This is a genomic window from Mesorhizobium sp. RCAM 06353 (assembly GCF_059683585.1).
In genome coordinates this window covers 4,371,314-4,393,670 of the sequence record NZ_CM185031.1, presented here as the reverse complement: position 1 = coordinate 4,393,670, position 22,357 = coordinate 4,371,314, and the positions used below count along the sequence as shown (strand labels likewise).

24 protein-coding genes are annotated in these 22,357 nt (G+C 59.4%); 3 read left to right on the top strand and 21 right to left on the bottom strand.

Features of this window, described 5'->3' with window-relative positions:
* Positions 1–2: 2 nt before the first annotated feature.
* The gene (locus AC56QX_RS21135; RefSeq protein WP_497110374.1) at positions 3–227 is read left to right on the top strand and encodes a DUF2274 domain-containing protein; all 225 of its coding nucleotides are present in this window, start codon (positions 3–5) and stop codon (positions 225–227) included.
* Here the strand turns inward: AC56QX_RS21135 and AC56QX_RS21130 are convergent.
* The 19 genes from AC56QX_RS21130 to AC56QX_RS21040 form a co-directional block, all read right to left on the bottom strand.
* On the bottom strand, positions 175–1,128 hold the full coding sequence (locus tag AC56QX_RS21130; protein WP_497110373.1) for a LysR family transcriptional regulator: 954 nt from the start codon (positions 1,126–1,128) through the stop codon (positions 175–177). The two genes, AC56QX_RS21135 and AC56QX_RS21130, sit on opposite strands and share 53 nt — an antisense overlap.
* A 22-nt stretch (positions 1,129–1,150) precedes the next feature.
* Positions 1,151–1,789: an acyl-homoserine-lactone synthase gene (locus AC56QX_RS21125; protein ID WP_497110371.1), complete on the bottom strand. Its 639-nt coding sequence runs from the start codon at positions 1,787–1,789 to the stop codon at positions 1,151–1,153.
* A gap of 233 nt (positions 1,790–2,022) precedes the next feature.
* Positions 2,023–2,745: a LuxR family transcriptional regulator gene (locus AC56QX_RS21120; protein ID WP_497110370.1), complete on the bottom strand. Its 723-nt coding sequence runs from the start codon at positions 2,743–2,745 to the stop codon at positions 2,023–2,025.
* Positions 2,746–2,855: 110 nt separating this feature from the next.
* A complete protein-coding gene (locus AC56QX_RS21115) occupies positions 2,856–3,611 on the bottom strand; it encodes an SDR family NAD(P)-dependent oxidoreductase (RefSeq protein WP_497110368.1) in 756 nt (251 codons plus the stop codon).
* Between the two features lie 14 nt (positions 3,612–3,625).
* Complete coding sequence (locus tag AC56QX_RS21110) at positions 3,626–4,579, bottom strand: ROK family protein (RefSeq protein ID WP_497110367.1); 954 nt, start codon at positions 4,577–4,579, stop codon at positions 3,626–3,628.
* A 3-nt stretch (positions 4,580–4,582) separates the two neighbouring features.
* Entirely contained in the window at positions 4,583–5,290 is a 708-nt protein-coding gene (locus tag AC56QX_RS21105) for a ribulose-phosphate 3-epimerase (protein WP_497110366.1), read from the bottom strand.
* Complete coding sequence (locus AC56QX_RS21100; RefSeq protein ID WP_497110365.1) at positions 5,287–6,096, bottom strand: alpha/beta fold hydrolase; 810 nt, start codon at positions 6,094–6,096, stop codon at positions 5,287–5,289. The genes AC56QX_RS21105 and AC56QX_RS21100 overlap by 4 nt, the downstream gene beginning before the upstream one ends.
* Complete coding sequence (locus AC56QX_RS21095; RefSeq protein WP_497110364.1) at positions 6,096–6,932, bottom strand: sugar phosphate isomerase/epimerase family protein; 837 nt, start codon at positions 6,930–6,932, stop codon at positions 6,096–6,098. The genes AC56QX_RS21100 and AC56QX_RS21095 overlap by 1 nt, the downstream gene beginning before the upstream one ends.
* Positions 6,932–8,008: a Gfo/Idh/MocA family protein gene (locus AC56QX_RS21090; RefSeq protein ID WP_497117834.1), complete on the bottom strand. Its 1,077-nt coding sequence runs from the start codon at positions 8,006–8,008 to the stop codon at positions 6,932–6,934. The genes AC56QX_RS21095 and AC56QX_RS21090 overlap by 1 nt, the downstream gene beginning before the upstream one ends.
* 118 nt (positions 8,009–8,126) lie before the next feature.
* Positions 8,127–9,293, bottom strand: coding sequence for a hypothetical protein (locus AC56QX_RS21085; RefSeq protein WP_497110362.1), 1,167 nt, complete (start codon positions 9,291–9,293; stop codon positions 8,127–8,129).
* 13 nt (positions 9,294–9,306) lie between these two features.
* The gene (locus AC56QX_RS21080) at positions 9,307–10,098 is read right to left on the bottom strand and encodes an SDR family NAD(P)-dependent oxidoreductase (protein WP_497110361.1); all 792 of its coding nucleotides are present in this window, start codon (positions 10,096–10,098) and stop codon (positions 9,307–9,309) included.
* Between the two features lie 89 nt (positions 10,099–10,187).
* On the bottom strand, positions 10,188–11,144 hold the full coding sequence (locus tag AC56QX_RS21075; protein ID WP_497110359.1) for an ABC transporter permease: 957 nt from the start codon (positions 11,142–11,144) through the stop codon (positions 10,188–10,190).
* A gap of 103 nt (positions 11,145–11,247) precedes the next feature.
* Complete coding sequence (locus AC56QX_RS21070; RefSeq protein ID WP_497110358.1) at positions 11,248–12,762, bottom strand: sugar ABC transporter ATP-binding protein; 1,515 nt, start codon at positions 12,760–12,762, stop codon at positions 11,248–11,250.
* Positions 12,763–12,888: 126 nt separating this feature from the next.
* A complete protein-coding gene (locus AC56QX_RS21065) occupies positions 12,889–13,206 on the bottom strand; it encodes a hypothetical protein (protein WP_497110357.1) in 318 nt (105 codons plus the stop codon).
* Positions 13,206–13,931 carry a substrate-binding domain-containing protein gene (locus AC56QX_RS21060; RefSeq protein WP_497110355.1) on the bottom strand — a complete coding sequence of 242 codons (726 nt, stop codon included), beginning with the start codon at positions 13,929–13,931 and terminating at the stop codon, positions 13,206–13,208. Before AC56QX_RS21060 ends, AC56QX_RS21065 begins: the two co-directional genes overlap by 1 nt.
* Positions 13,932–14,032: 101 nt before the next feature.
* Positions 14,033–14,446 (bottom strand): ABC transporter permease, encoded by a 414-nt coding sequence (locus AC56QX_RS21055; RefSeq protein WP_497110354.1) that lies wholly within the window; start codon positions 14,444–14,446, stop codon positions 14,033–14,035.
* Entirely contained in the window at positions 14,404–15,054 is a 651-nt protein-coding gene (locus AC56QX_RS21050) for an ABC transporter permease (RefSeq protein WP_497110352.1), read from the bottom strand. The genes AC56QX_RS21055 and AC56QX_RS21050 overlap by 43 nt, the downstream gene beginning before the upstream one ends.
* Before the next feature lie 322 nt (positions 15,055–15,376).
* On the bottom strand, positions 15,377–16,147 hold the full coding sequence (locus AC56QX_RS21045; RefSeq protein WP_497110350.1) for an L-iditol 2-dehydrogenase: 771 nt from the start codon (positions 16,145–16,147) through the stop codon (positions 15,377–15,379).
* 159 nt (positions 16,148–16,306) lie between these two features.
* On the bottom strand, positions 16,307–16,876 hold the full coding sequence (locus AC56QX_RS21040; RefSeq protein ID WP_497110349.1) for a glucose-6-phosphate isomerase family protein: 570 nt from the start codon (positions 16,874–16,876) through the stop codon (positions 16,307–16,309).
* Between the two features lie 264 nt (positions 16,877–17,140).
* Between AC56QX_RS21040 and AC56QX_RS21035 the strand changes: the two genes are divergently transcribed.
* A complete protein-coding gene (locus AC56QX_RS21035) occupies positions 17,141–18,352 on the top strand; it encodes an ROK family protein (RefSeq protein WP_497110348.1) in 1,212 nt (403 codons plus the stop codon).
* A gap of 58 nt (positions 18,353–18,410) precedes the next feature.
* Here the strand turns inward: AC56QX_RS21035 and AC56QX_RS21030 are convergent, their stop codons facing one another.
* Together AC56QX_RS21030 and AC56QX_RS21025 are read right to left on the bottom strand one after the other, a co-directional pair.
* Complete coding sequence (locus AC56QX_RS21030; RefSeq protein WP_497110347.1) at positions 18,411–19,910, bottom strand: mannitol dehydrogenase family protein; 1,500 nt, start codon at positions 19,908–19,910, stop codon at positions 18,411–18,413.
* A gap of 96 nt (positions 19,911–20,006) precedes the next feature.
* Complete coding sequence (locus AC56QX_RS21025; RefSeq protein WP_497110346.1) at positions 20,007–21,044, bottom strand: NAD(P)-dependent alcohol dehydrogenase; 1,038 nt, start codon at positions 21,042–21,044, stop codon at positions 20,007–20,009.
* A gap of 350 nt (positions 21,045–21,394) precedes the next feature.
* Here AC56QX_RS21025 and AC56QX_RS21020 point away from each other — a divergent pair, with 350 nt between their 5' ends.
* Positions 21,395–22,336, top strand: coding sequence for a helix-turn-helix domain-containing protein (locus tag AC56QX_RS21020; protein ID WP_497110344.1), 942 nt, complete (start codon positions 21,395–21,397; stop codon positions 22,334–22,336).
* Positions 22,337–22,357: the final 21 nt, after the last annotated feature.

The following is a 22,357-nucleotide window of genomic DNA, read 5'->3' as shown; positions in this document are numbered from 1 at the left end:
CCATGGCGAAGCTGAAACTTGGGGCCATTGCCGACGACAAGCCGGTCAAGATCTCGATCGAACTGCCGGCCACCCTGCATCGCGACCTCATCGCCTATGCCGAGGTTCTCGGCCGGGAGACTGGCCAGCCCGTTGGCGAACCGGCCAGGCTGATCGCGCCGATGATCGAGCGCTTCATGGCGACGGATCGGGCGTTCGCGAAGGCGCGGCGGATTCGGCAGCCCTAGTTGGCAGCGGGGGATAGCGCTCTTCCAACAGCTTGAGGAAGTGCGCCAGCGCCGGGTTGTCGTTGTTGCTCTGCCAACAGGCGGCGTAGCTGATCCGGCTCGGTCCCCTACCGTCCTGCACATCGCGATAGACGACGCCAACGTAACTGGCGCCGATGGCAGCCTCGCATGTCAGGCTGACCCCGAAGCCGGCACCCACCAGGCTCGTTATGCTTTCGCGGCTGACGTCTTGGGTGACAAGCTTAGGCTGGACGCCGGGCGAAGCCAGTTTCGCCAGTAAAATGTCCCGGAGTTCCGGTTCGGGATCGCGCTCGCTCAGGAGGAAGGTTTCGCCTCTGAGGTCGGTCCAATAGACTGTCTCGTTCGCTGCCAGTGAATGGCTCTCCGGGAGCGCGACCATGATGCGTTCGCCCCACAAGGCCATTGCTCCGCCGTCGCGAACTGCCGGCTCGCCGGTGACGATGGCAACGTCGAGCGTGCCATGTTCCAAGCCTACGATAAGACTCGCCCGTGCTCCCTCGACCGCACGGATTTCCACCTGCGGAAATCGTCGCGCATGTTCCACCAAGCTCGCGCGCAAGTTCCCCGCCGACAGCGAGGTGTAGAAGCCGATGGCCAGCCGGCCAGCCTCCCCCCTGCCTGCGGCCTTGGCCGACGCCATCATGTGGTCCAGCCCATCGACCAGATGCCGGGAGGTGCGCAGGATTTCGGTGCCGGCCAATGTCAGGCGCACGCCGCTGCTCGATCGCTCGAACACCGCGACACCCAAGCGGTCCTCCATTTGGCGAATGCGGCGGCTGAGCGACGACTGCTTGACGCCAAGCGCCTCCGCCGCGCGACGGAAGCTGCCATAGTGCGCGGCCGCGACAGCGTACCGCAGATGGCGCAGTTCAATCGCCATTAGGGACTCGCAGCAGCCATCATCACGCCGCTACCGGTGGGATAATGCGACCCGTGAGCACGGACCCTTTGAGCTGCCCCATCTCGCGAACGTTCATCAGCGCGGATTCAGAGATCGGCAGGTAACCGGCCAACGCCCTTGTGTTGTCAATCTGCATGGGCGGAGCAAAGCGCTCCAATGGCCATCCAGCACGCCTTAGGATGCGCTCAAATCGAACGTCCGTTACTGTGACTACCGCCTCTTGACCCTTCGCGAGTCCCCATTCGAGAATCCCCGCAAGCAGGCTGAACGTCGCGTCACGAAGCCCAGTTGAGGCCACGCTGTCCGCCGCGCTTGTATCCACACAGAAGCGCGAACTTTCGAATATTCTGTCGCTTCGCGGATGGAGATTCGATCCAAGCAGCGCTGGAAAGGTGTTCGCCAGCATCGTTGGTCCTGTCGTCGGCAGCAGCCTCGCACAGCCGACCACCGAGTTGCTGTCGTCGACAGCCATGATGTATGTCGGCTCAAGCGTGTCGTAGGCGTCGATCTCCATATCGCCTGAAACAGAAACATCCCAATTCAAACGATCCCGAAACACGCGGTAGCGCAAGCGGTGCATGCTCGCGATCAGATCAGGAAAGTCTGCGTAGTCCGAATGAGTAACTGGAATTACGCGCATGGCAGCAGGCTCCTTTGTTTGTGAGAAACAAAGAGCACGGCGGGCCGGGTCGCGTAGCTGTGGGGTTTTACAGGGTGAGTATGCGCGGAAGCTCCAGCGTAAATTTGGCCGATTGCACCCACGGCTGCAGTAGAGATGGGTGGTGCATGGACGGGAGATGTCGATCAGACCAAGCAAATCGGGGCGTCACTGCGCCCGCGGCGGTCTCATGAGAACCAGAGTCGAGCGCTTTTTCACGACAAGATAAGGCCGCGGTGGGCGGCCTCGGCTACTGCCTGCGCTACCGTGGACGCGCTCAGCTTTGACCGGGCATTCTCAAGATGGAAGACCACTGTTCGTGTGGTGATACCGAGAATTTTCGCGGTCTCTTGCATCTTCTTTCCGCGCGCCGCCCAAGAAAGGCACTGCAACTCTCTTTGGGTGAGTGGCGCGTCGGCAACCCGGGTCAGGCCGAGTTGGAGTTTCGCGTAGACGTGAGCATGATAGTAGAGTCCAGCAAGTTGCAGGAGATCCATCGATTCAGTAGTACGAATCTCGAGGTCTGTGTTCAGGTCGCCCGCAAGTGTAAACGCGGCGAAGCGGCCAAAGCCTCCGCGTATCGGAACCGTCACTCCGCTTTGAATGCCAAATTTGGCGGCCTCGGAGAAGAAGCGCTGCTGAGGCGCGGTTGACAGTCGCAACGTCCGGCGATCCCATTGGAACGACCGTTGCGACGATCGTGCCAGTCCGACCACGGGGTCGATATCCTCGTACCGTTGCTCGACATACTGCCGCGCCCATGAATTTGGATAGGAAGAGAGCACCTTGAGCGCTGGTTCCGAAAACCCGAGATAGGCAAACCATCGGTAGCCTAGTCGCGCAGCAAGACGGTCAGCGGCACCCTTGAAGCCAACCTCATCATAGGCGGTCTCAAGTGCGTCAATGAAATCTCTGAAGGCAAAGTCGAGAAGCGTCATCAACGGCCCTATCCCTGCACGCACGCTGATTAACGGTTAGCCGTCGGGTTCGTCACGGCCACTTCAACTCGCCCGCCGATATCCGTGTGCTCACGTAGAAGGGGAATTCTTCACCACACAGTGTAGCCGCCGTCGGCGACGACAATCGCCCCCGTCATCAGGCTCGAAGCATCGGAAGCCAAGAACAGCACGATGGATGCGATCTCGTGCGTCTGGCCGACGCGACCCATGGGGGTGTTCCCGAGCCACACCCGTGTCATCTCTACGTCCTGCTTCAGAGCAAAAGCGTTCATCGGTGTCTCGATAAAGCCCGGCGCGACGGCGTTGACGCGGACACCGCGTGGCGCCCACTCCGCCGCCAGCGAGCGGGTCGCGTGATGGACGGCGGCCTTAGACGCGTTGTAGTGGACGTTCTTCTGCGGCCGGACCACGATCTCTCCGGCCATCGAGCCGACGTTTACGATGGATCCGCTGCCACGCTCGATCATGCGGCGGCCGAAAGCGCGGGCGCACCAGAAGACCCCGTTCAGGTTAATATCCATGACCTCGCGCCACTCGGCGTCCGAGGTGTCCTCGGCCGCGGCTTGCCGCCCTATCCCTGCATTGTTGATCAGGATGTCGACCGTGCCGACGCGCTCCGCCATGCGGTTTACCGCGTCAGGGTCAGTGACGTCGACGTGCTCGAAGGAGACATCGGCGTCACTGAGCCTTGTCCGCGCTTCCTCCAGGTTCTCTTGGCTGAAATCGGCGACGATCACGCGCGCGCCTGCTTCGAGCAGGGCATCGACGCACGCGGCTCCGATGCCGCGTGCGCCCCCCGTCACGAGGGCCGTCTTGCCGCCAAGTTCGAATTTCTCCAAGTACATGCATACCTCCTCAGTCAGTTCCGCTGATTCTGTTCGAGTGAGAGCGCCGCCGCGCCCACGAGGCCTGCGTTGTCGCCGAGTTCGGCCAGCACGACCGGAACTTCCTTGAACGGCTGCATCGCGTCGCGACGGATGACGGCATGAATCCGTTCGGACATCAGATCAAACGCGTTCGAAACCCCTCCGCCCATCACCACACATTCTGGACTGAAAAGATGTATCAGGCCGGTGAATCCCTGCCCGAGGTAGTCTGCTTCCTGCGCGAGTAGGAAAATGCAGATTTCGTCGCCCTCGCGGGCGCCCGCCACAACGTCGCGCGTTTCCACTTGCCTCTCGCCTGCCACCTTCGAGAGGAAACCTTCACCCGAGCGACTCGCCTCCCTCGCACGCCGGGCCAAGGCAGTCCCGGCAGCGAAGGCTTCGAAGCAGGCCGTCGCGCCGCATGAACATTGGGGGCCGTCCGGAGCCATGCGGAAGTGGCCCATATGCGCCGCCATTCCCCGGCGGCCGTGGAGCAGATTTCCGTCGACTACGGCTCCGCCACCGACTCCTGTGCTGACCGTGACAAAGACCATGTGCCGAAGTCCTCGTCCCGCGCCGAACTTCCATTCACCGTAAACCGCCGCGATGCCGTCGTTCTCCACAGTGACCGGCAGTCCAAGTTCGCGTCCGAGCACCTCGCGAAGCGGGAAATCCTCCCATCCGGGGAGCGTCGGGATGTGGAGGACGGTCCCGGTGTCAGTGTCGAGCGGGCCCGGAGCGCTGACGCCAACGCTGACCAAGGCCACCCTCTCTTCCCGGCTACAGACACCCCGGATCATGCGATCGAACTGTGCGAGGACGGCAGCGGGGCCGCCCGCTACGTCCGTCCGCTCCGCCGTGCGGCGGACGACTTGACCGTCGCGGACCAACGCGACCCGGGCCTGCGTCCCGCCAAGGTCCATACCGACCGCGAGTTTGCCCGACATGGGTCAGGCCCCCTGAGGAAGCGCATGAAGCCAGGTCATACGCTGTGGAAGGTCGGGATCATTGAAAGCCAGGGAACCCAGCACGACGGTCTCGGCTCCAGCCGCTCTAAGGAGTGGCACCGTGTGCTGGCGGTTGCCGCCGTCAGACGCGAGCAGGATGCGACGCGTTTGCTCGGCGCGGGAGATCATGTCCTTCGCCTCGGTAAGCCGTGCAGTCGCCTGCCCGTCCAGGTCCTGGCCCTTTACTCCAATCCGGGTGCCAAGCAGCGTGAGGATACCGAGGCGGTCAAGAAACCGATCGACAACCGTAACCGGAGTATGAAGCTGGAGGACGAGGCCGGCGACCATTCCGAGTTCGGCAACGAGCCCAAGGCCTTCCTCCACATGGCGGTTCTCCGCATGGATGCTCAACGCATCGGCGCCCGCGTCCGCAAACTGTCTGATCTGGGCCATCAGAATCGAGTCGTCCACCATCAGGTGGACGTGGAGTGGCCTTGCGGTGCTCCGTCGTATCATCCTGACCAAGTCGGGGAAGAGCAGAATGTCGGGCGAGAAGTGGCCGTCAGCCACGTCCAGATGATAGAGGTCGGCAAACCCGTCAACGCGTCCGATCTCATCAGACATCCGGCCGAGGTCTGCAGACCAGAGGGACATCTCAGCGAGCAGCCGCTCGCGAGGCAGTTCGTCAAGCCAGTTATGGGAAGGTCTCATGGCAAAAAATCCTGAAGAAAAGATGCAACGGCAGCGCGGAACTCGCTGCGGTATAGGTCCCGGCTGTCGGACTTTGACGTGACCTGTGCAAAGCGCGCGCCGGGTATCAGAGCCGCCAGTTTCCGGGCCATCCCCAAAGGGTGGACCGCGTCTCGGGCGTTGCCGATCACGAGGACCGGAACGCGCAGGGCAGCGATATCTTCCTGGTCGACGCCTGGCCCGTCCATTGAGATCCTGGACAGGAGCTCCCGTGTTGTCTCCACGGGCTCTCGCGCGAAAAACCCCCTTAGGGAGGCAAGGTTGTCCGGGGCATCCTCGGCCAGGGCGACGGCGAGCTGAGAGCGGTCAAAGATCTCCTTGGCTTCAACGGGAGGATGGTCGCGCAACAGCCCGGCGATGAAGACATTTGGTTGCATGTTGACCGGCGCGGCCCTGTCCAGCCATGCGGGGCGCGCCAGCAGCAGGGCCGACACAAGGTCTGGACGCCGCACCGCGACGCGCAGGGCGATGGCCGCTCCCATGGAAATGCCGGCGAGCGGCATAGGGGTGAAATCCCGCGCCTCGATCAGAGAGATCAGGTCATCGGCGAAGGAAGCGATCGAAAAGTCCTCAGGAGATCCGGCCTCAGAGCGTCCATGCCCCCGACATTCCAGGGTGACGGCACTCCAGCCGATTCCGTTCGGAAACACATCCGCGGGTTGGCGCGCGTCGCCGCAGAGCCCGTGCTGGAAAACCATCGGCCGCCCCTTCCCGTAGGTGGCTACAGAGAGGGCCAGTCCCTCGCTCCAATGAATGTCCCTTTCCATTACTGCTTACCGGCCGCGTCGATCTTCCCGGCGAGGAAGCGCGCGACTTCGCCCGCCTCACTGGCTTTCAGTCCGTGCGTCACCAGCGTGCCATCGAAACCGGCGCGATCCAGCGCAGCAAGGTAGTGCGGCCAGTCGATCACTCCCCTGCCAACTGTTGCGAAACTGCCATCGGCATGGCGGTCCTTGGCATGGGCCAGCGCGATATCATCGCCGACAAGTTCGATGGACTGGTCGATGATTTCCCTCGCGCGGTCAGCGTCCTCCTGCTCAAACAGGTTGGCGGGATCCAGCACGATGCGGATCGGTCCCGACGGAAACATGTCAACGAGTACCCGGGCTCGCGCCGCCGAGTTTACGATGTTGGCGAGTTCCGGTTCGACTCCGATCGTAATGTCATAGCGCTCGGCGATCGGGACGAGATGGCGGAATTCGGCAACCATCTCTTGCCATGCGGCCCCGGTGTCGTTGTGGGGATGGTACCGCCACTGGTCGTCCGGATCGCGGCTCCCGCTACACACTGTGATGAGGCGGCTGCCCATGCGGCGCGAGGCCGCTGCGATGGCCTCGAAGCTCCGACGGCCTTGCGCACGCTTCTCCATGTCCGGATGCGTCATGTTGTATGTCGCGGAAACCGCCGCGATTTCTACCCCGGTCTCCTCCGCGGCGGCCGCGACGGCGTCAGCGGCTTCCTCGGTAATGCTGGCGGGAAGCGGCCCCAGCCCCGAGCACGCCATGTTGTACTGTACCGCCCTGTAGCCTGCGTCGCGCGCCGCCCGCAGGACGCCCATCGGCGTGCATCCCTCGAACGTCTTGGCGAATACCCCGAGCTTCATCATAGCGCTCCGGAGACGTCGGCGAGGCGGACCGGCCTCCCGCTATCAGCAGAACGCGCGATGGCCACCATGGCCCTGACGGACGCAATACCATCTGTGATGTCAGCGCCTGCCATTGGGGCGCCGTTGAGAACCGATGCCGCAAGACCTTCCAACTGGCGGCGGTAGAAGTGGCCGTCCGCTCCCAGCACGCGCGTGGTGGTCGCGGTCGCCTCGTGGAAGATATCGACATCGCTGGAGCGGTAGAGCCAGGGATTGTATGTTCGGGCGAGCACGCTCCCGTTTTCGCCGTAGATCTGGAAGCCCTCGTGCCAGTCCATGCGAACCGGGAGGGTCAGGTCGAGATGGCCCAACGCGCCGCTCGCGAAGCTCACGTTCACAAACCAGCAGTACGAGCCGAAGCTCTCGCGCAACCTCACGTCCACTTCGACGATCTCGCCGCCGAGGAACCGCGCGGTGTCGACCAGATGGCTTCCGTGAGCCAACATGTAGTAGGACTTCAGGTTCGACTTGGGGTTGCCGGGCGGGCGCTTCACGGCGCTGCTGCGGACCATCAGTGGTTGGGTGGCATCTGTGACCCGGTAACGGTGCGTGTTGTCACAATACCAGGCCTTTAGCGCGAGCATTGCCCCCATTTCCCCTTCGACGAATGCCTTGGCGCTCTGCACGCCCTCGTCGAAGCGCTTCATGTGGCCGACCTGCAGAAGAAGTCCCGACCGCTTTACCACCTCCGCGAGTTCCTCGACCTCCTCGACCGAGACGCCGATTGGCTTCTCGCAAAGCACGTGTTTGCCCGCCTCCAGCGCCATCGTCGCCGCTGGGACATGGAAGGTGTCGGAGGTGGCAATGATTACCGCATCGAGGTCCGGGTCGGCGAGCATCCGCTCGTAGTCCGTGAACGTCTTTCGCGCACCGTGGGCGACCGCCATCCGCTGGAGGAGGTCTTCCGCCACGTCGCAAACCGCGTAGAGCTCGGCGTTGCGGGCCTTCGTTGCGCTTTCAAAGTGCGCTGCCTGCGCGATGGGGCCACAGCCCAGCACACCCACCTTGAGGCGCCTATCCTCGTTTTCAGTCATCTGCTTGTCGAATCCTCTCGTCCGGCTCATGACGTTTCCAGAACTTTAGCGTCTCGATCCCTCATACTCCTCCATATTATTTACTCATTAAACAAATAAATTCGCTAGAAGCTTCGTGTCAAGCCGACTTTGAGTGCTGGCCGTAATCGACGCTACGTGCGCCGATCTGTAAATCGAAGGTGGAAGCTTTGCCCGGCACGAACCGTGCGGCAGTTGCCACGCCTGCCGCCGCAATCGGATTTGGTGCGAGTGCCACCTGCGTACCGAGATCGAAAGCCGAGATCACGGGTTCGATACCGACACAGAGATTCCTGCCATTCCATGGCGAGTGGCGCCTCCCACGATTGCTGAGCCAGAGGACACACGACGGCAACGCTTCCGGATCCCAAGTCAGCGACCAGCATGTTCGCTCCGCATCGTCGAAAAGGTGAGCAATGCCCCCTGTGCCGCAGAGCTGCAGAATCTCCTCAGTGTTGTCGGCCAGAGGCAGGAGGTCGAAAGGTCGGGTTCCGCCATCTCGAACCGGCACACGAGATAAGTTGTCAAAGTTTTCGTCGGGTTGGGCAGCGGACACATCAGCTTCGCCGACCGGATGGGTCATTCCGAAGCTGAACCTCCCGGGCACGATGCGGTACGACCCTGGTTTGCCGGGCAGCGCAAAATTGGGATGAAACCCAAAGGGGCGCCGACACGGTCGACGCGCCTCAACCTCGACAGAAATCTTAAATGCCGCCTCGCCGGGCAGACCTTGCACTTTGCGCACAAGACGGCCGATCGGCGAAGGTTCGGGATATTCAATCGCGATCACCAAATTCCCGGGAGATTGCGTGACCAACGACCATCTTGCGTTTGAGCAAAGGCCATGCGGCAACAGGTCACTTCCGGTCAGTTCACCGTCCATGTCGTCAATGGGCGTTTTGGCTGCCAAAAGCCATCTGTCTGGCAGTCCATCGGCATCTCCATACGCGCGTCCAAAAGGTAGGCAAGCGAACTCTCCACGCAAATTTGCGAGCAGCGAGACATCGTCGGGCGCGCTTTCTCCAAGCCAAGGAGCTTCGTAGAACGGCGCTACCCAACGCCCGTCTTCCAGCAACAGTCTGGTGGCCCCAATCATCCCGCTTTTTGCGTGAACGGTCATATGGCCGTGCGACCACGCAACGGTCCAAGCCTCGCCCATGATACATCCTTCCGGCTGCGTTGAGTTGTCGATCTTACCTGGCCGAAGCGCACCAATGCTGTGTTTGATTTTCGGTCGCGCACCTGTTTCGCGAAAGAACTTCCACAACGAAGGATGGGCCTCAAAGAGTCTTGAGCATGCCTCCGTCGACAAAATAGGTCGAACCCACTGAGTAACTTGCCCTTTCCGAGCAGAGAAACACGAAGAAGTCGGCCAGTTCCTCGGGTGACGCAAAACGCCCAATGGGCGCATGCTCGGTCGCGACCTCCGTCAGGTAGGCTTCCCAATCCCCGCCCCTGTCGGCAGTCAGTTCCTTGGCAGTCTTGATCCAGTCAGGCGTCTTTGTCAGTCCGGGGTTGACCGCATTCACCCGGATATTGTCCTTGATAACCTCATTCGCCAGGTTCTTGGAGAACATGACGAGTGCTGCCTTTGTGACGTTGTAGATCGGCTCATACCAGAGCGGCTGGGCAGCGCAAATCGAGGCATTGTGAAGGATCACGCCGCCGCCGCGCTCACGCATCTGCGGCACGAAGCCACGAGCCAACCGCACCGCTGCCATCACGTGGATGTCCCAATAATATTGCCACTTCTCGTCGGGTGCATCCATGATGGTTTCGTTGCTTCCGGTCCCGGCGTTGTTGATCAGGATATCTGCGCCACCAAACTCTCGGCGAGCCGAGCTCACAAGCGTGTCAACGCCTTCGACTGTAGCAACGTCGCACTCGACACCGAGAGCTCGAACGCCGTGTTTGCTGCTTACCAGCAACTGCGCTTCCCTCACGCGGTCCGCGTGACGCGCTGCTAGGACAACATGCGCGCCCTCAGCTGCCAGTCCTTGAGCGATGGCGAGGCCGATGCCGGTGCTGCCTCCCGTGATAACGGCAACCTTGTCGCGAAGACCAAGATCCATGCGGTTTACTCCCTTGTGCTATCAATTGAATTTGCTTCTCATATCGAGGCATCGCCTGACTGAAACATGTCGAGCAGCGCGTCACAAAATTAGGAAGTCCGCTGCGCCCGGATCCGTTCGAGCCCCATCGCCAGCAATATCGCCCCTCCAAGGACGATCGGTTGAAAAGCGCTTGGAACATCCATCAACGACAGCGCGCTTCTCAGTACGGACATTATTGCGACGCCCAAGAGAATCCCGATAGCCGACACCCCACTGCCCCCACCGCCGAACTTGAGACCGCCGATCACAGCGGCCGCGATAACGTCGAGTTCGTAGCCGGTCGCGACGCTAATCTCGCCACTGCCCAGCCTCGCCGTAAGCAGTAGCCCTCCAAATGCACCCATGATCCCGGCAATCACGAAGGCCGAGATCTTCAGGCGGCCAACAGGAACACCGGAAAGGCGAGCCGCCTCCTCGTTGCCGCCGATGGCGTAGATGCGCCAGCCGAATGTCGTGCGCGACATGAGCCAAGTGAATACGCACGCAAGGATCGCCATCAGCCAGACGGGGATTGGGATGCCGAGATAGAAACCCACACCCAGATACCTCAGTCCGCGAGAAAACCCGCTGATAGGCATCCCATTTGTCAGCGCATAGATGAGGCCGCGCCCCATCAATCCGGTTGCGAGGGTGAGGATAAGCGAATTCAGACCCAAGCCGACGACGAGAGCGCCATTTACAAGGCCGTAGAGTCCCCCAGCGGCCAAAACCAGAAGAAGCACTGCGGCGTCCGACAACCCGAGATTCACCGTGAAGTATGCGGCGAGAACGCCGGCAAGGCCCATGCAGGAGCCAACGGACAGGTCCAGTTGCCCAGCGGAAAGCACAACCATGGCACCAAGGCTGGCAATCCCCACGAACGAAAGCGAGCGCGCAACGAGAGTGAGGTTGCGCTCACTGACGAAATTTTCATTCATCGCCGCAAGCGAGAGGCACAGTAAAACAAGGATGAGAACCGCGGTCGCCTCCTTGCGGCGCAGCAGGTCTCGCAACACTGTCATCATGGACTGCCTCGACGATGCGAAGGTTTCTTGCAGTATCAACCCACTTGGCTCTGCCTCCAATTCCACACTCCTTGTCCCTGGATTGGCTTGCGAAGGCCGGGCGTTACCGTGCGACATGGCTTGCATACCTCATGACTAATTCGGGGGTCGCGTCGGATCGATCAAGGGTTGCCATGATCCGCCCTTCGGACATGACGCAAACGCGATCGCTCAGACCCAGCACTTCTGGCAGATCCGAGGAGATGAAAATCACAGCCAAGCCTTCCGCGGCCAGGTCCCCGATCAGTTTGTAGATCGTTGCCTTGGCGCCGACGTCGATACCCCGCGTTGGTTCGTCGAGAATGAGGACCTCGGTCGAAAGGACAAGCCACCGACTGAGGACGCACTTTTGCTGGTTGCCGCCACTCAGACCAGCGACGGTCTGATCAAGTGAACGCAACTTTATCCCAAGTTGTTCGGTGTATTGGGATGTGACCCTGGAAACGCGCCTGCTGCGAACCACCCCGAAATCTGAGAGCTTGGGAAGGGCGGCCAGGATCATATTTTCGCGCACCGAGTGGTCGAGAACGAGCGCGTCTTTCTTGCGATCCTCAGGCACAAGGCCAATGCCGCGCCGTATCGCCTCTCGCGGTGACCGATTGAGCGCTGGTTTCCCGTTCAAGAGAATCTGCCCCGCACTCGGCACTTGGTCGCCAAAAATCAGGCGAGCCATCTCGCTTCTTCCTGCGCCAACCAGTCCAGCAAAGCCGACAATCTCGCCGGCGCGCACCGAAAATGTCACATCCTTGACCATCCCCCCACTGAGCCCGCTAACCTCAAGGACAGGAGTTTGGCCGATCTGAACCGCACGTTTTGGGTAATGCTGATCCATAGGCCGACCCACCATCCATTCAACAATGGTCGCCTCGTCGATGTCTTTCGCGCCAGCTTTGCCAACATTCCTGCCGTCGCGAACAACGACAAACCGGTCCGCGACCCTGAAAGCCTCCGGCATTCTGTGGGTCGTAAAGACAATGGCCATTCCTTGCGAACGCAGTTCGCACATGAGCGTTAGCAAACTGTCGGCCATTTCCTCGGAGAGCGAAGACGTCGGCTCGTCCATAAAAAGAACCTTGGCATCAAAGGAAATCGCCTTGGCGATCTCCACGAGTTGTTGTTGGCCCGCGCTAAGATCCCACAATATCGTGCCAGGCGAGGCTTTCGAGCCGACAGTCCGCAGAGCCCGTTGCGCCCTGAGGTGAAGCTCCCGGCGATCAATGACTCCCAGCCAGCCCAGCCCGCCCCTCCGAAGGGGTTCGCGGCCAAGGTAGATGTTTTGGGCAACAGTGCGGCTTTGGACCAGGTTCAACTCTTGATAAATCATGGCAATGCCCAGGCTCTGCGCATGCATGACATTCCCGATCACGACCGCTTCGCCGCCATAGGAAACCACGCCGTCGTCGGGTCGCGTTGCGCCAGCCAGAATTCTCATCAGGGTCGACTTGCCCGCACCGTTTTCGCCGATGAGGGCGAGGATCTCGCCGGATCGAATATCCAAGTCGACGTCCTCAAGAACACGCTGCGAGGCGTAGCTTTTGTTGATGCCTCGGGCGCTGAGGACGATATCGTTCAAGCTCATTGTCTGCTCCGGCGCGGAACCGCCACGCGATTGCCGTGAGTTCCCGTTCTTCGATCGATACCTATTGGGCGTCGCATCGCCAGAATTTGCCGCCGAGCGAAACCCCGGCGGCAAATAATGTTGGCGCTACTGGCAGTCTGTGACCTGGACGGGATGTGTGTCCCAGTCGAAGTCTGTCCAGATTTTCTTGTTGAATTCCGCGGCGCTGATCCTGCCAGACCCACCGTCCTTGGTGATCAACTGGTTGGCCAAATTGCAGACGGAGGGATACTTGACGCCTTTGAGGGCGACTTGATTTGCATATTCTACCATTCCGGCGGTCAATTGACCGAGGTTCTGGGAAACCTGGCCATAGATATAGCCATCCTCCACCAGCTTCAGGCCGTTGGGAAAGGCGTCGACGTTGACAACGACGAGTTTTCCTTCCTTGGCCCTTGCGGTCATCAGGGGTAAGCCGACGCCTGGAACGGCCAGAGCGCGGTCACATAGACGGCTGTAATTGAGGGATCCGCGCGCAAGGATGACTCGATCGCGTCGATCGCCTTTTGGGTGTCTTCGTAGCATGGGATCGTGGGAAGAAACTCGACGTCAAGCGCAAGGTCCTTCACCTTGTCCTTGAAACCTTGTTCGCGCTCCTGGAGATTCTGAGCTCCGGGTGTTCCTGTCACCACCAGAACCTTCTGATGTCCTTTGTCCTTCACGGCCTCGGCAAACAGCGTCGCAGCATCTGCGCCCAGCGACAGGTTGTTCGAACCGTAATAGCCCAGGCGGGTGCTCTCCGAGCAGTCACCGTCGCCCATGACCACCGGGACGCCGGCCGCGATAGCATCATCCACCGCTTGGCACGTTGCGGGGCCCAGGCTCGAGACGACAAGCGCGTCGACCTTGTCCGATACGTAGTTCTCGATCATTTCGACTTGCTTTGCGATGTCGCCGTTCTCGGGACCAACCACCTCATAATCAACGCCGAGCCTGGCAGCGTTCTCCTGAATTTTCTTGTCGATCTCGGGTGGCCACCACTTGGTCGAAAACTTGAATACATAACGAATGACTGGCTTCTTGTCCTGAGCGTAGGCAGCGCTGGTCATCGGCACCACAGACGACCCAACGAGGAGCACCGACGCAAGCAATGCAGAACACCTCAGTTTTCCCAACGTAAAGTTTGACATTTCCCGTTCCTTTCCCAGTTGACTTCGTATCGTTGAGTTCATGCCTCGACGAATATTTTGAGGAGCCGGCAAGCATCGGCTTGTTTGGACAGCTTTGGATTTCATCCACGTATCTTGCGACGAATACCGTCGATCGACACTGCAGCGACTATGATGCTGCCGGTTGCTAGCAGCTGCCACATCGCGCCGATCTGGAGCAGTACGAGGCCGTTTCGGATGACAGCCATTGCGGCAGAGCCGATGACAACGCCTAAGACGCTGCCAATTCCTCCAAAGATGGACACACCGCCGATCACCGCGCCAGCGACAGCTTCCATCTCGTAGCCAACGCCGATCGTTTGTTCCGCCACGCCGAGCCGGCACGCCAGCAAAAATCCCGCCAGAGCGCCCATCGCCCCGCAAAGGACAAAGGCCAGCATACGAATCCGATCGACCGGAACGCCGGACAGTCGGGCGGCCGAAGCGTTCCCGCCTATCGCGAAGAGGTACTTGCCGAAAACTGTTTTTCGCAGCACCCAAGTCCAAAAACGGCAAGTACAAGCAGGATCAAAACGAGATTTGGAATCCCAAGAATTCGACCTTGTCCGACGAATGAAAGGTTATCAGAAAATCCGGTTAAATTCCTGCTCTCGGATATTATTACGATGACGCCGCGGCCAATGTACCCGGTAGCCAGCGTAGCAATGAACGCGTTAAATTTGAACTTTGTAACGATGATCCCGTTGATCAAACCAAAAATCATGCCCGACGCAATCGATGCGCCAAAAACCAGAACGTCGGGAGTTTCGGGATGGTGGAAGACTATCCGGCCGGCAATGATTGCAGCCAAGCCGATTTGAGCTCCTATGGACAGGTCGATGTCGCCCGCCGCCAGCACGAGCAACATGCCGATGGAGGCCAACCCAATTACGGCAAAACTGTAAAGGACCCACAATACGTTCTCTTGGCTTAGGAACGTTGGCGTGGCAGCGGACAGAAATATGGCCATGACGGCGAGCAAAATGGCTCCAGCTACTTCAGGTCGGCTTGCAAGCCTCGCGTAAAGTGAATCCCGATCGGCAACTGCCGGCCTCCTGGCCGCCATGTCGGCAACGCTCAGACTGCCGTGAGGCTCTCCTACCATTTCTCATCCTCCCGGGCCGAACTTCGACGGGAAGCGCGACTAGCACCATAAGAGAATGCGCAAGGGCGAAAAACCAGCGCCGGTGTTTCGGACTCCTGATACGCATTTTCTGCTGCTCTGCAAAAAAACGGCTCAAACAGCACCATTGCCGGAAATATCCCACTAGCGGCATCGCCAATGCGGGGTTCGGTGCGCGTTGCTGGAATCTAGATCGACTCCTCTCGCGAGGACATCCGAATGACAGCTTTGATGATTGGGGGAGTACCGGTCCACGCCCGCGATCGGGCCATCAGCCGAGGCGGCTCGTATTTCGCCTGGACCGTCAGCTCATTACATTGCCGCCATCAACGTTGAGCGTCTGACCAATGATGTACTGCGCGTCAGCCGAAGCAAGGAAAACTGCCGCCCCCGCTATCTCGTCTGGTCGTCCCATGCGCCCAAAGGGCACAGACGCGCCAACCCGTCTTTTCTTCTCGCCGAGCGGCAGTTGCTCGAGCCGAGCGTACAGAGCATCGACCTGGTCCCACATTGGCGTTTCCACTACGCCCGGCGCAATCGCATTGACGCGAATGCCGTGTCCGATCAAAGCAAGGGCAGCGGATCGCGTAAGACTGATTACAGCGGCCTTGGTGGCAGCGTAGACAGCTGAATCAGGTTCACCTCGCCGCCCGGCTTGAGAGGCCATGTTGATAATTGCTCCCAGCCGCCCGGCATCGACCATGTTGCGGGCCACCGTCTGCATCATGAAAAATAGGCCCTTCACATTGACCTGGAACAGCCTGTCAAAACTCGTCTCTTCCACTTCAAGAAGGGGTGCGAGATCGAACACCGCTGCGTTGTTGACCAGAATGTCAATGCCGCCGACGCGTCGTGTGATGTCAGCAACGAACGCCTCGATTGAGTTGCGGGAGCCTACATCGACCTGGGCAGGTATGGCGCCATACGGCAGACGCCCAGCCACATCTTCGGCGTCCGCCAAGGCTATGTCCGCGACAACGACCCTTGCCCCCTCGCCCGCATAGCGCTCAGCGATCGCGCGTCCAATCCCCCGGCCGCCCCCTGTAACGACTGCTATTTTGCCGTTGAGCTGCATTCTAACCTCGCGCATTCGAGACTGTGCTGGCTGCAAGGATCGCCACCGGGCGCGTGAGAAGAGTTGCTGCTCCAAGGCGCCTCGCGAACGCCGGAAGAGTCGTAAGCCAGCTGTTCATTGTGTCACCACTTCGGGCCGGATGCCGATGGAGCATCGTCGTCACGGTGATGGCACCATGCCCGGATTGTCGAGAACGGCGACCTTCCCTTCCCTCTCGACGACGATCTTTCGCATCCCGGTGCGCAAGATCTGTCCATAGTCATGACCGGCGTCCACCGAACAGACCCACATAAAGACCAAGCTTTCGGCGCCAATGTTGATCGACCTGTGCGCCCAATTCGGAGCTATGAAAGCGCATGTCCCCGGCCTCATCTCGATCACGTTGGTCTCGCCATCAGGGGACTCCAGGAGCAGGATACCGGCGCCGTTTCTTGTGTAGTAGACTTCGCCCATGTCCCGGCGTTTGTGGAAGTGACCCCGGGTCATGTAATATTCCGCATTGACCTTCCCCGGCAAAATCGCGGTTGTCCCAAAAAACAGATCACTTCCACCCTTTTTGTATTCGATCACTTCATAAACGATCGGGTCGCCCTTGGCCCGGATTTCGGCCTCGAGTACTTGGGCATCCTGGAAAAGGCCACGCAATTCGCTTAGGCGCTTCCTGTAGCGCCCTGTGTTGGGCGTCATGAGACCAGATTTGTCATCAATGACCACATGCTCGGGTATCATGATGGCTAGATCCCCATTGCAGCAAAACCGCCAGATTGCGTGGTCCCGTGCTTGTCGCCGGTTGCCAATGCGAGAGCCAGGAACCTGCGTAGGTCACCTATCCTCGTATCGACAATAATTTATTCATGCAATTAACTAACTACTAAAAAATCTCCTTGATTTCAAGCCTTTCCGGAACATTGGAATGACCGAGGCAGTTTTCCGCTTGATTTCGTCACGACTGCTCAGATAGCAACATGCTTGGAACACAGCAGGCTTTGCAAAATGGGCTATCAGACGCTTGCGAGACATGTGAACGAGTTGCGCGTCCTGACCGTGCTTAGGACCGAAGGGCCGACGAGCCGCGCCGACATGGCCAGACGTCTGGCGTTGACGCCCGCAACGATCACAAACGTCGTCGATGACCTTTCGCAGCGCGAACTGGTCATGGAAAGCGCGGGCGCGCGGCGGGTCGCAAACCGCAAAGAGCTGGGGCGGCCAGGAGTTGCGATCGCAATCAATCCCGGCGGTGCCTATTTCCTTGGTGCGGAAATCGGCGTTGGCGTCATGCGTTTTGCGCTTCTTAACATGGCGGCGCAAACCGTCGAAACGGCGAAAATACCGATATCGGAATCCATGACCGCGACGGACGCCGTCGATGCTATCCGGAGCCATGAAAAGTCGTTAGAGCGGAAATTGAAATATCGCGGGCGCATTCGCGCGATGGGCGTGACCGTGCCCGGCTTGGTCCGGTCGGATGGCTTTGTCGTCCATCTCCCTATCCTTGGCTGGAGCGACGTCAACCTGCTGGGCATCTTACAAGATACCGTAAAGCTTGACGCCATTGTTGAGAACAACGCCAATGCTGCAGCTCTGGGCGCTGCCTATACCGTTCCGGCGCTGCCGCAGGACTGCATAGTCTATCTAAAGCTCGGAACCGGATGCGGCGGGGCGGCCATTTTCAATGGCAGACTGTTGCGGGGCGCGTCTGGTACAGCCGCCGAACTGGGACATATCCGCGTTACGGAGAATGGCCCGATTTGCAGTTGCGGGCAGCGAGGGTGTCTTGAAACGTGGGTGAATATCGCCGCCCTTGCACGCGCCTATGATGACAGCGCGCACCTGTCCGCAGATGATCTTGCTTTGCTTCCCGCTCTGGTGGCTAAACGCTCCGGCTCGGGCGACAAGGCAGCCCGCGCGGCCATTGAATCTGTCTTTCTTCATTTGAACAATGCGCTTCAGACGCTGGTCAACACTTTCAATCCAAGCACAGTCATCTTGGGCGGAGCGATGCTGCCTGTCCTCCAGGCAATCATTGACCGGCTCCAAACGAGTGTTGCGAAATCGATCGTTCCAGGCATGCGGCCTCCGGAACTCCGCCTGTCGGTATTGGGAGAGTTTGAATGCGCGATCGGCGCGGCCTCGATAGCACATCACCACGCGTTCGGCGTGTCCAGTGTCAATACTGCCGCCGAAGGCGTCTCTGTATTTGGATAGGTGATAGTGGGCTCTACCGCAGGCTTCAGCCGCCTGGCTTGCCGACCCACCCGCGATCTCAGTCACTGGTGGTGATCGCCGCTTCAAGTGCCTTTGCCACTCCGCCTGTCGCAATCATATCGACGCAGGACATATATCCCGCGACAAAAGCGGAAGAGCCCGCAAGATCCAAACTGGCGAATGAGCCAAGTCCCAACACCCCACGCGGGTCCACGGTTGCCGCCTCGAGTTCTGAAGCACTGATATGGGGTTCATCAAGGATGAACCGAGCGCCTACCTCGTCTTGACCTTTCAGGTAGTGGTGAAAGCATGCGAAAACGAATGCAAATCGCGTGATATCGCTGCCCTCGTTCAAACAAGTGGCAAGCGTCTTGAACAGGAAGGTCGGAAGCTTAACGGCGCCATTGCCGCAAATTCTGAGCAGTTGGTCATGGATTGCGGGATTGGCGAACCGTCGCAAAACCATCTGCTTATAGCCGTGAAGATCGAGGCCCGCAGGTGCCGCAAGCAGCGGGATCGCATCCTTCTCCATGTACAGTTCAAGCAGACGCCTCAAACGCTTGTCTGCCATGGCTTCGTGCACTTCACGATATCCGAGGAGAAGCGCCGGAAAACAGAGGGTCATATGCGAGGCGTTGAGCATGCGACCCTTGATCTTCTCGAACTCGCGAACGTCGTCGCGCAAATCGACACCCACGGCTTCAAAATTTGGACGGCCCGCACAAAATCGATCTTCCATGACCCACTGGAGGTAGTCTTCCGCCATCACGGGCCGAAGGTCGTCGACGCCATTTTCCCGGTTGAGTCTCTGGCGTTCGGACTCGTCCACCATCGGCGTGATGCGATCGATCATGCTGTTCGGGAATGAGACGTGTCTCTCCATCCAGTCAGCGAGGCCTGCGTCTCGGGCGCGAGCAAATGAGGTGAAGGCAAGGTGGGCAACATCGCCGTTATGCCGGAGGTTATCGCAGGTCATGACGGTGAATGGACCGACACCTGAGGTGCGGCGGCGATTGAGCGCTTCGACAACGAAGCCGAAGGCTGTTCGAGGCGACTGCGGCTGAGAAAGATCATGTTCGACGTCAGGATGTGAGAGATCGAACTCCCCGGTCGCTTCGTCAATGTTGTAGCCGCCTTCGGTGATAGTCAGCGAGACAATGCGAATGGCTGGGTCTGCTAGACGGTCAAGGACGGCGGCGGGATCGGCCGGTGCGTGAAGGTAGTCAACCATCGAACCGATGACGCGAACAGCGACGGCGCCATTGGATGCGTATTCGGTGAGCGTGAAGAGGCAGTCCTGACGTTGCAAATCTGACGCCTTCCGCGCGGGGCCCGGCCCGGCGCCGAGCCCGATGCCGAGAAGACCCCAAGCCTCCTGTCCCGCGAGCTGGAGACAGCGATCAACATAGAGGGCTTGATGGGCTCGATGAAAGTTTCCAACGCCGATATGAGCAATGCCAGCCCGGACCGATCGACGATCATACCTTGGGATAGCAACGTGCTCGGGCAACGACGTAAGGGTCTTTGAGGACAATTTGGATGAGGTGTGCTGCATCATGTGTCGCATTTTCCTGAACGGTGGATTGCTATCGTGCCTTCGGCAGGTTTCGCCGAGACCGCTGTGAGGCGGCGGCGAAGTCGCTAAGCCTCGTGATCAGGGATCCACTTTGATCTGCAGTTTCACATCGCCAGGCAGCCCTTTTGCAGCACGCTCGAAAGCGATGACGCTGTCATCAAAGGAAAACGTTCTTGAGATCAGCGGCCTGACGTCCAGCTTGCCCGACGAGAGCATTTCGATCGCCCGGTCGAAGACATTGGCGTAGCGAAAGACCGTCTCGATTCGTACCTCTTTGGCAGCCGCCGCGACGACGTCGACCACTACCGGCTCGATTGGCATGCCGACTAGGACAACGCATCCTCCGGGCCTGATGCAGTCGAAGAGCTGAGGGAAGGCTTTCGGGCTGCCGCTTGCCTCGAAAATGATGTCAGCCCCCCACCCTGCGGTCACAGCGGCGACCTCGCTCCCCAACGTTTTATGCCTGATGTCTACACCAATCACGCCCGGATATTGTTGGGCGATACTGAGCTTCTCCGGAACGAGGTCTGCGATGATCACTCGGCTGCAACCACCCGAAAGCGCCGCTAGCGCGACCAAGATCCCGATCGGGCCAGCGCCCACGACGACGGCAACATCGCCGGGCCGAATGCGTGCCTTGGATGCGGCCTGCAGGCCAACTGCGAGCGGCTCGACCATGGCGCCTTCGGCAAACGAGACGTTGTCTGGCAGCTTGAACGTGAACGCAGCGGGATGCACCACGTAGGATGTCAGACAACCATGGATCGGAGGCGTCGCCCAAAACGTTACGCTCGGATCTACGTTGTATAGACCAAGTTTGGAGGCTCGCGACGACAGGTCGGGGACTCCGGGCTCCATGCAAACGCGATCACCAGCGACAAATGCCGACACGCCAATACCAACTTCTACGACAGTACCGGCTGCCTCGTGGCCCAGCACCATCGGTTGCTGGACAACAAAGGGACCTATGCGCCCGTGCGTGTAATAGTGGACATCGCTGCCGCAGATCCCAACCGTGTCGACCTTAACCTTGACCATCCCGTGTCCCACCGCCGAGGGCAGATCGATTTCACGAAGAGAGAGTTCTCTTTGACGTTCAAGGACGAGGGCTTTCATCGGATCCGCTCTTGGTTGGGCCAGAACCGAGGACGACCGACAGACGGCGGCCTCGGTGCCAGCAAGAAACGAGGGAGCCTGGGGTGGAGCCCAGGCTCCCTCGGCGCTCAGGGCTTGGGAGGAACCTCGAGCCTGAAGATGCACCGACTCTCAGGGAAGGGACGCAATGTCACTAGGACCCTATTTTCCAAGACCCGATACGCATTTTCTGCTGCTCTGCAAAAAACCCACGAACGCGCCGATATTTCTGAAATCAAGCACTAGCTTTCTTCTTGAATATGAGAATCCAGGGTGCAAAGGTAGCGAAACTGTGTCGCGCGCACCGCGACGTTGCAGCGGGACAGAGCGCGGTGACTCTCAAGGTTTTACATAGGCAATCAACGCAGACGCCGAATGTTGGCCGCCCTGGCCTCGAGCGCATACTGACGGAACCAGGAAAAAGCTTCGTTTGGCGGAAGGATGACTATCCTTGCGCCCTCGGCCAGTGGAACTATCATCCAGAATTCGAAATCCATCTGGTTCGAAAGTCGATCGGCCGTGTCTTCGTCGGAGACCACATCGGCCATTTCACTCCAGGATATCTCGGTGTGGTGGGATCGAATCTGCCGCACAATTGGGTAACCGACATCAAACCTGGAGAAATCATCCAGGGGCGCGACATCGTCATCCAGTTCGATCCGAACATGTTGCGATCGGCACGGGACACATTCCCGGAAATGTCGGACCTAGAGGGGTTTCTTTCCGCCGCCGGGCGGGGCCTACACTATTATGGTGCGACTGCCCTTCAAGCGGCCGACTTCATCGAAGACATGGGCGAAGCTCAGGGATTTAAGCGGCTGATGCTTTTCCTCAACCTCATATATCTGCTTGCCAGTTCTGATGAGCGTCACACGCTATCGAGCGAGCATTTTTCGCCCGATCTGGTGCCGAGCAATTCGGCGATCGTGCAATTGGTTCTGGAATATGTCCTCAACAATCTCCATGAAACCGTGAGCATGTCAGAGGCCGCGCGACTGGTTGGTATGACCGGTCCGACTTTTTGCCGGTTCTTCAGGAAGAATACAGGGCACAATTTCCGCGACTACGTCAGGATACTGCGTATTGGCCAATGTTGCAGACTCCTGACGGAGACTGACGCGCCGGTAACGGACGTTTGCTTCCAAGTTGGATATCAGAATATTTCAAACTTCAACCGCCATTTCATGCTTGAGAAGGGAGTGACGCCGACCCAGTATCGGCGGCTACTAAAGACCCGATCAAGCGGCGGTCTGGACCAACCAGCTGCCCGCTGACGTGTTCTTGATGGCACTCAT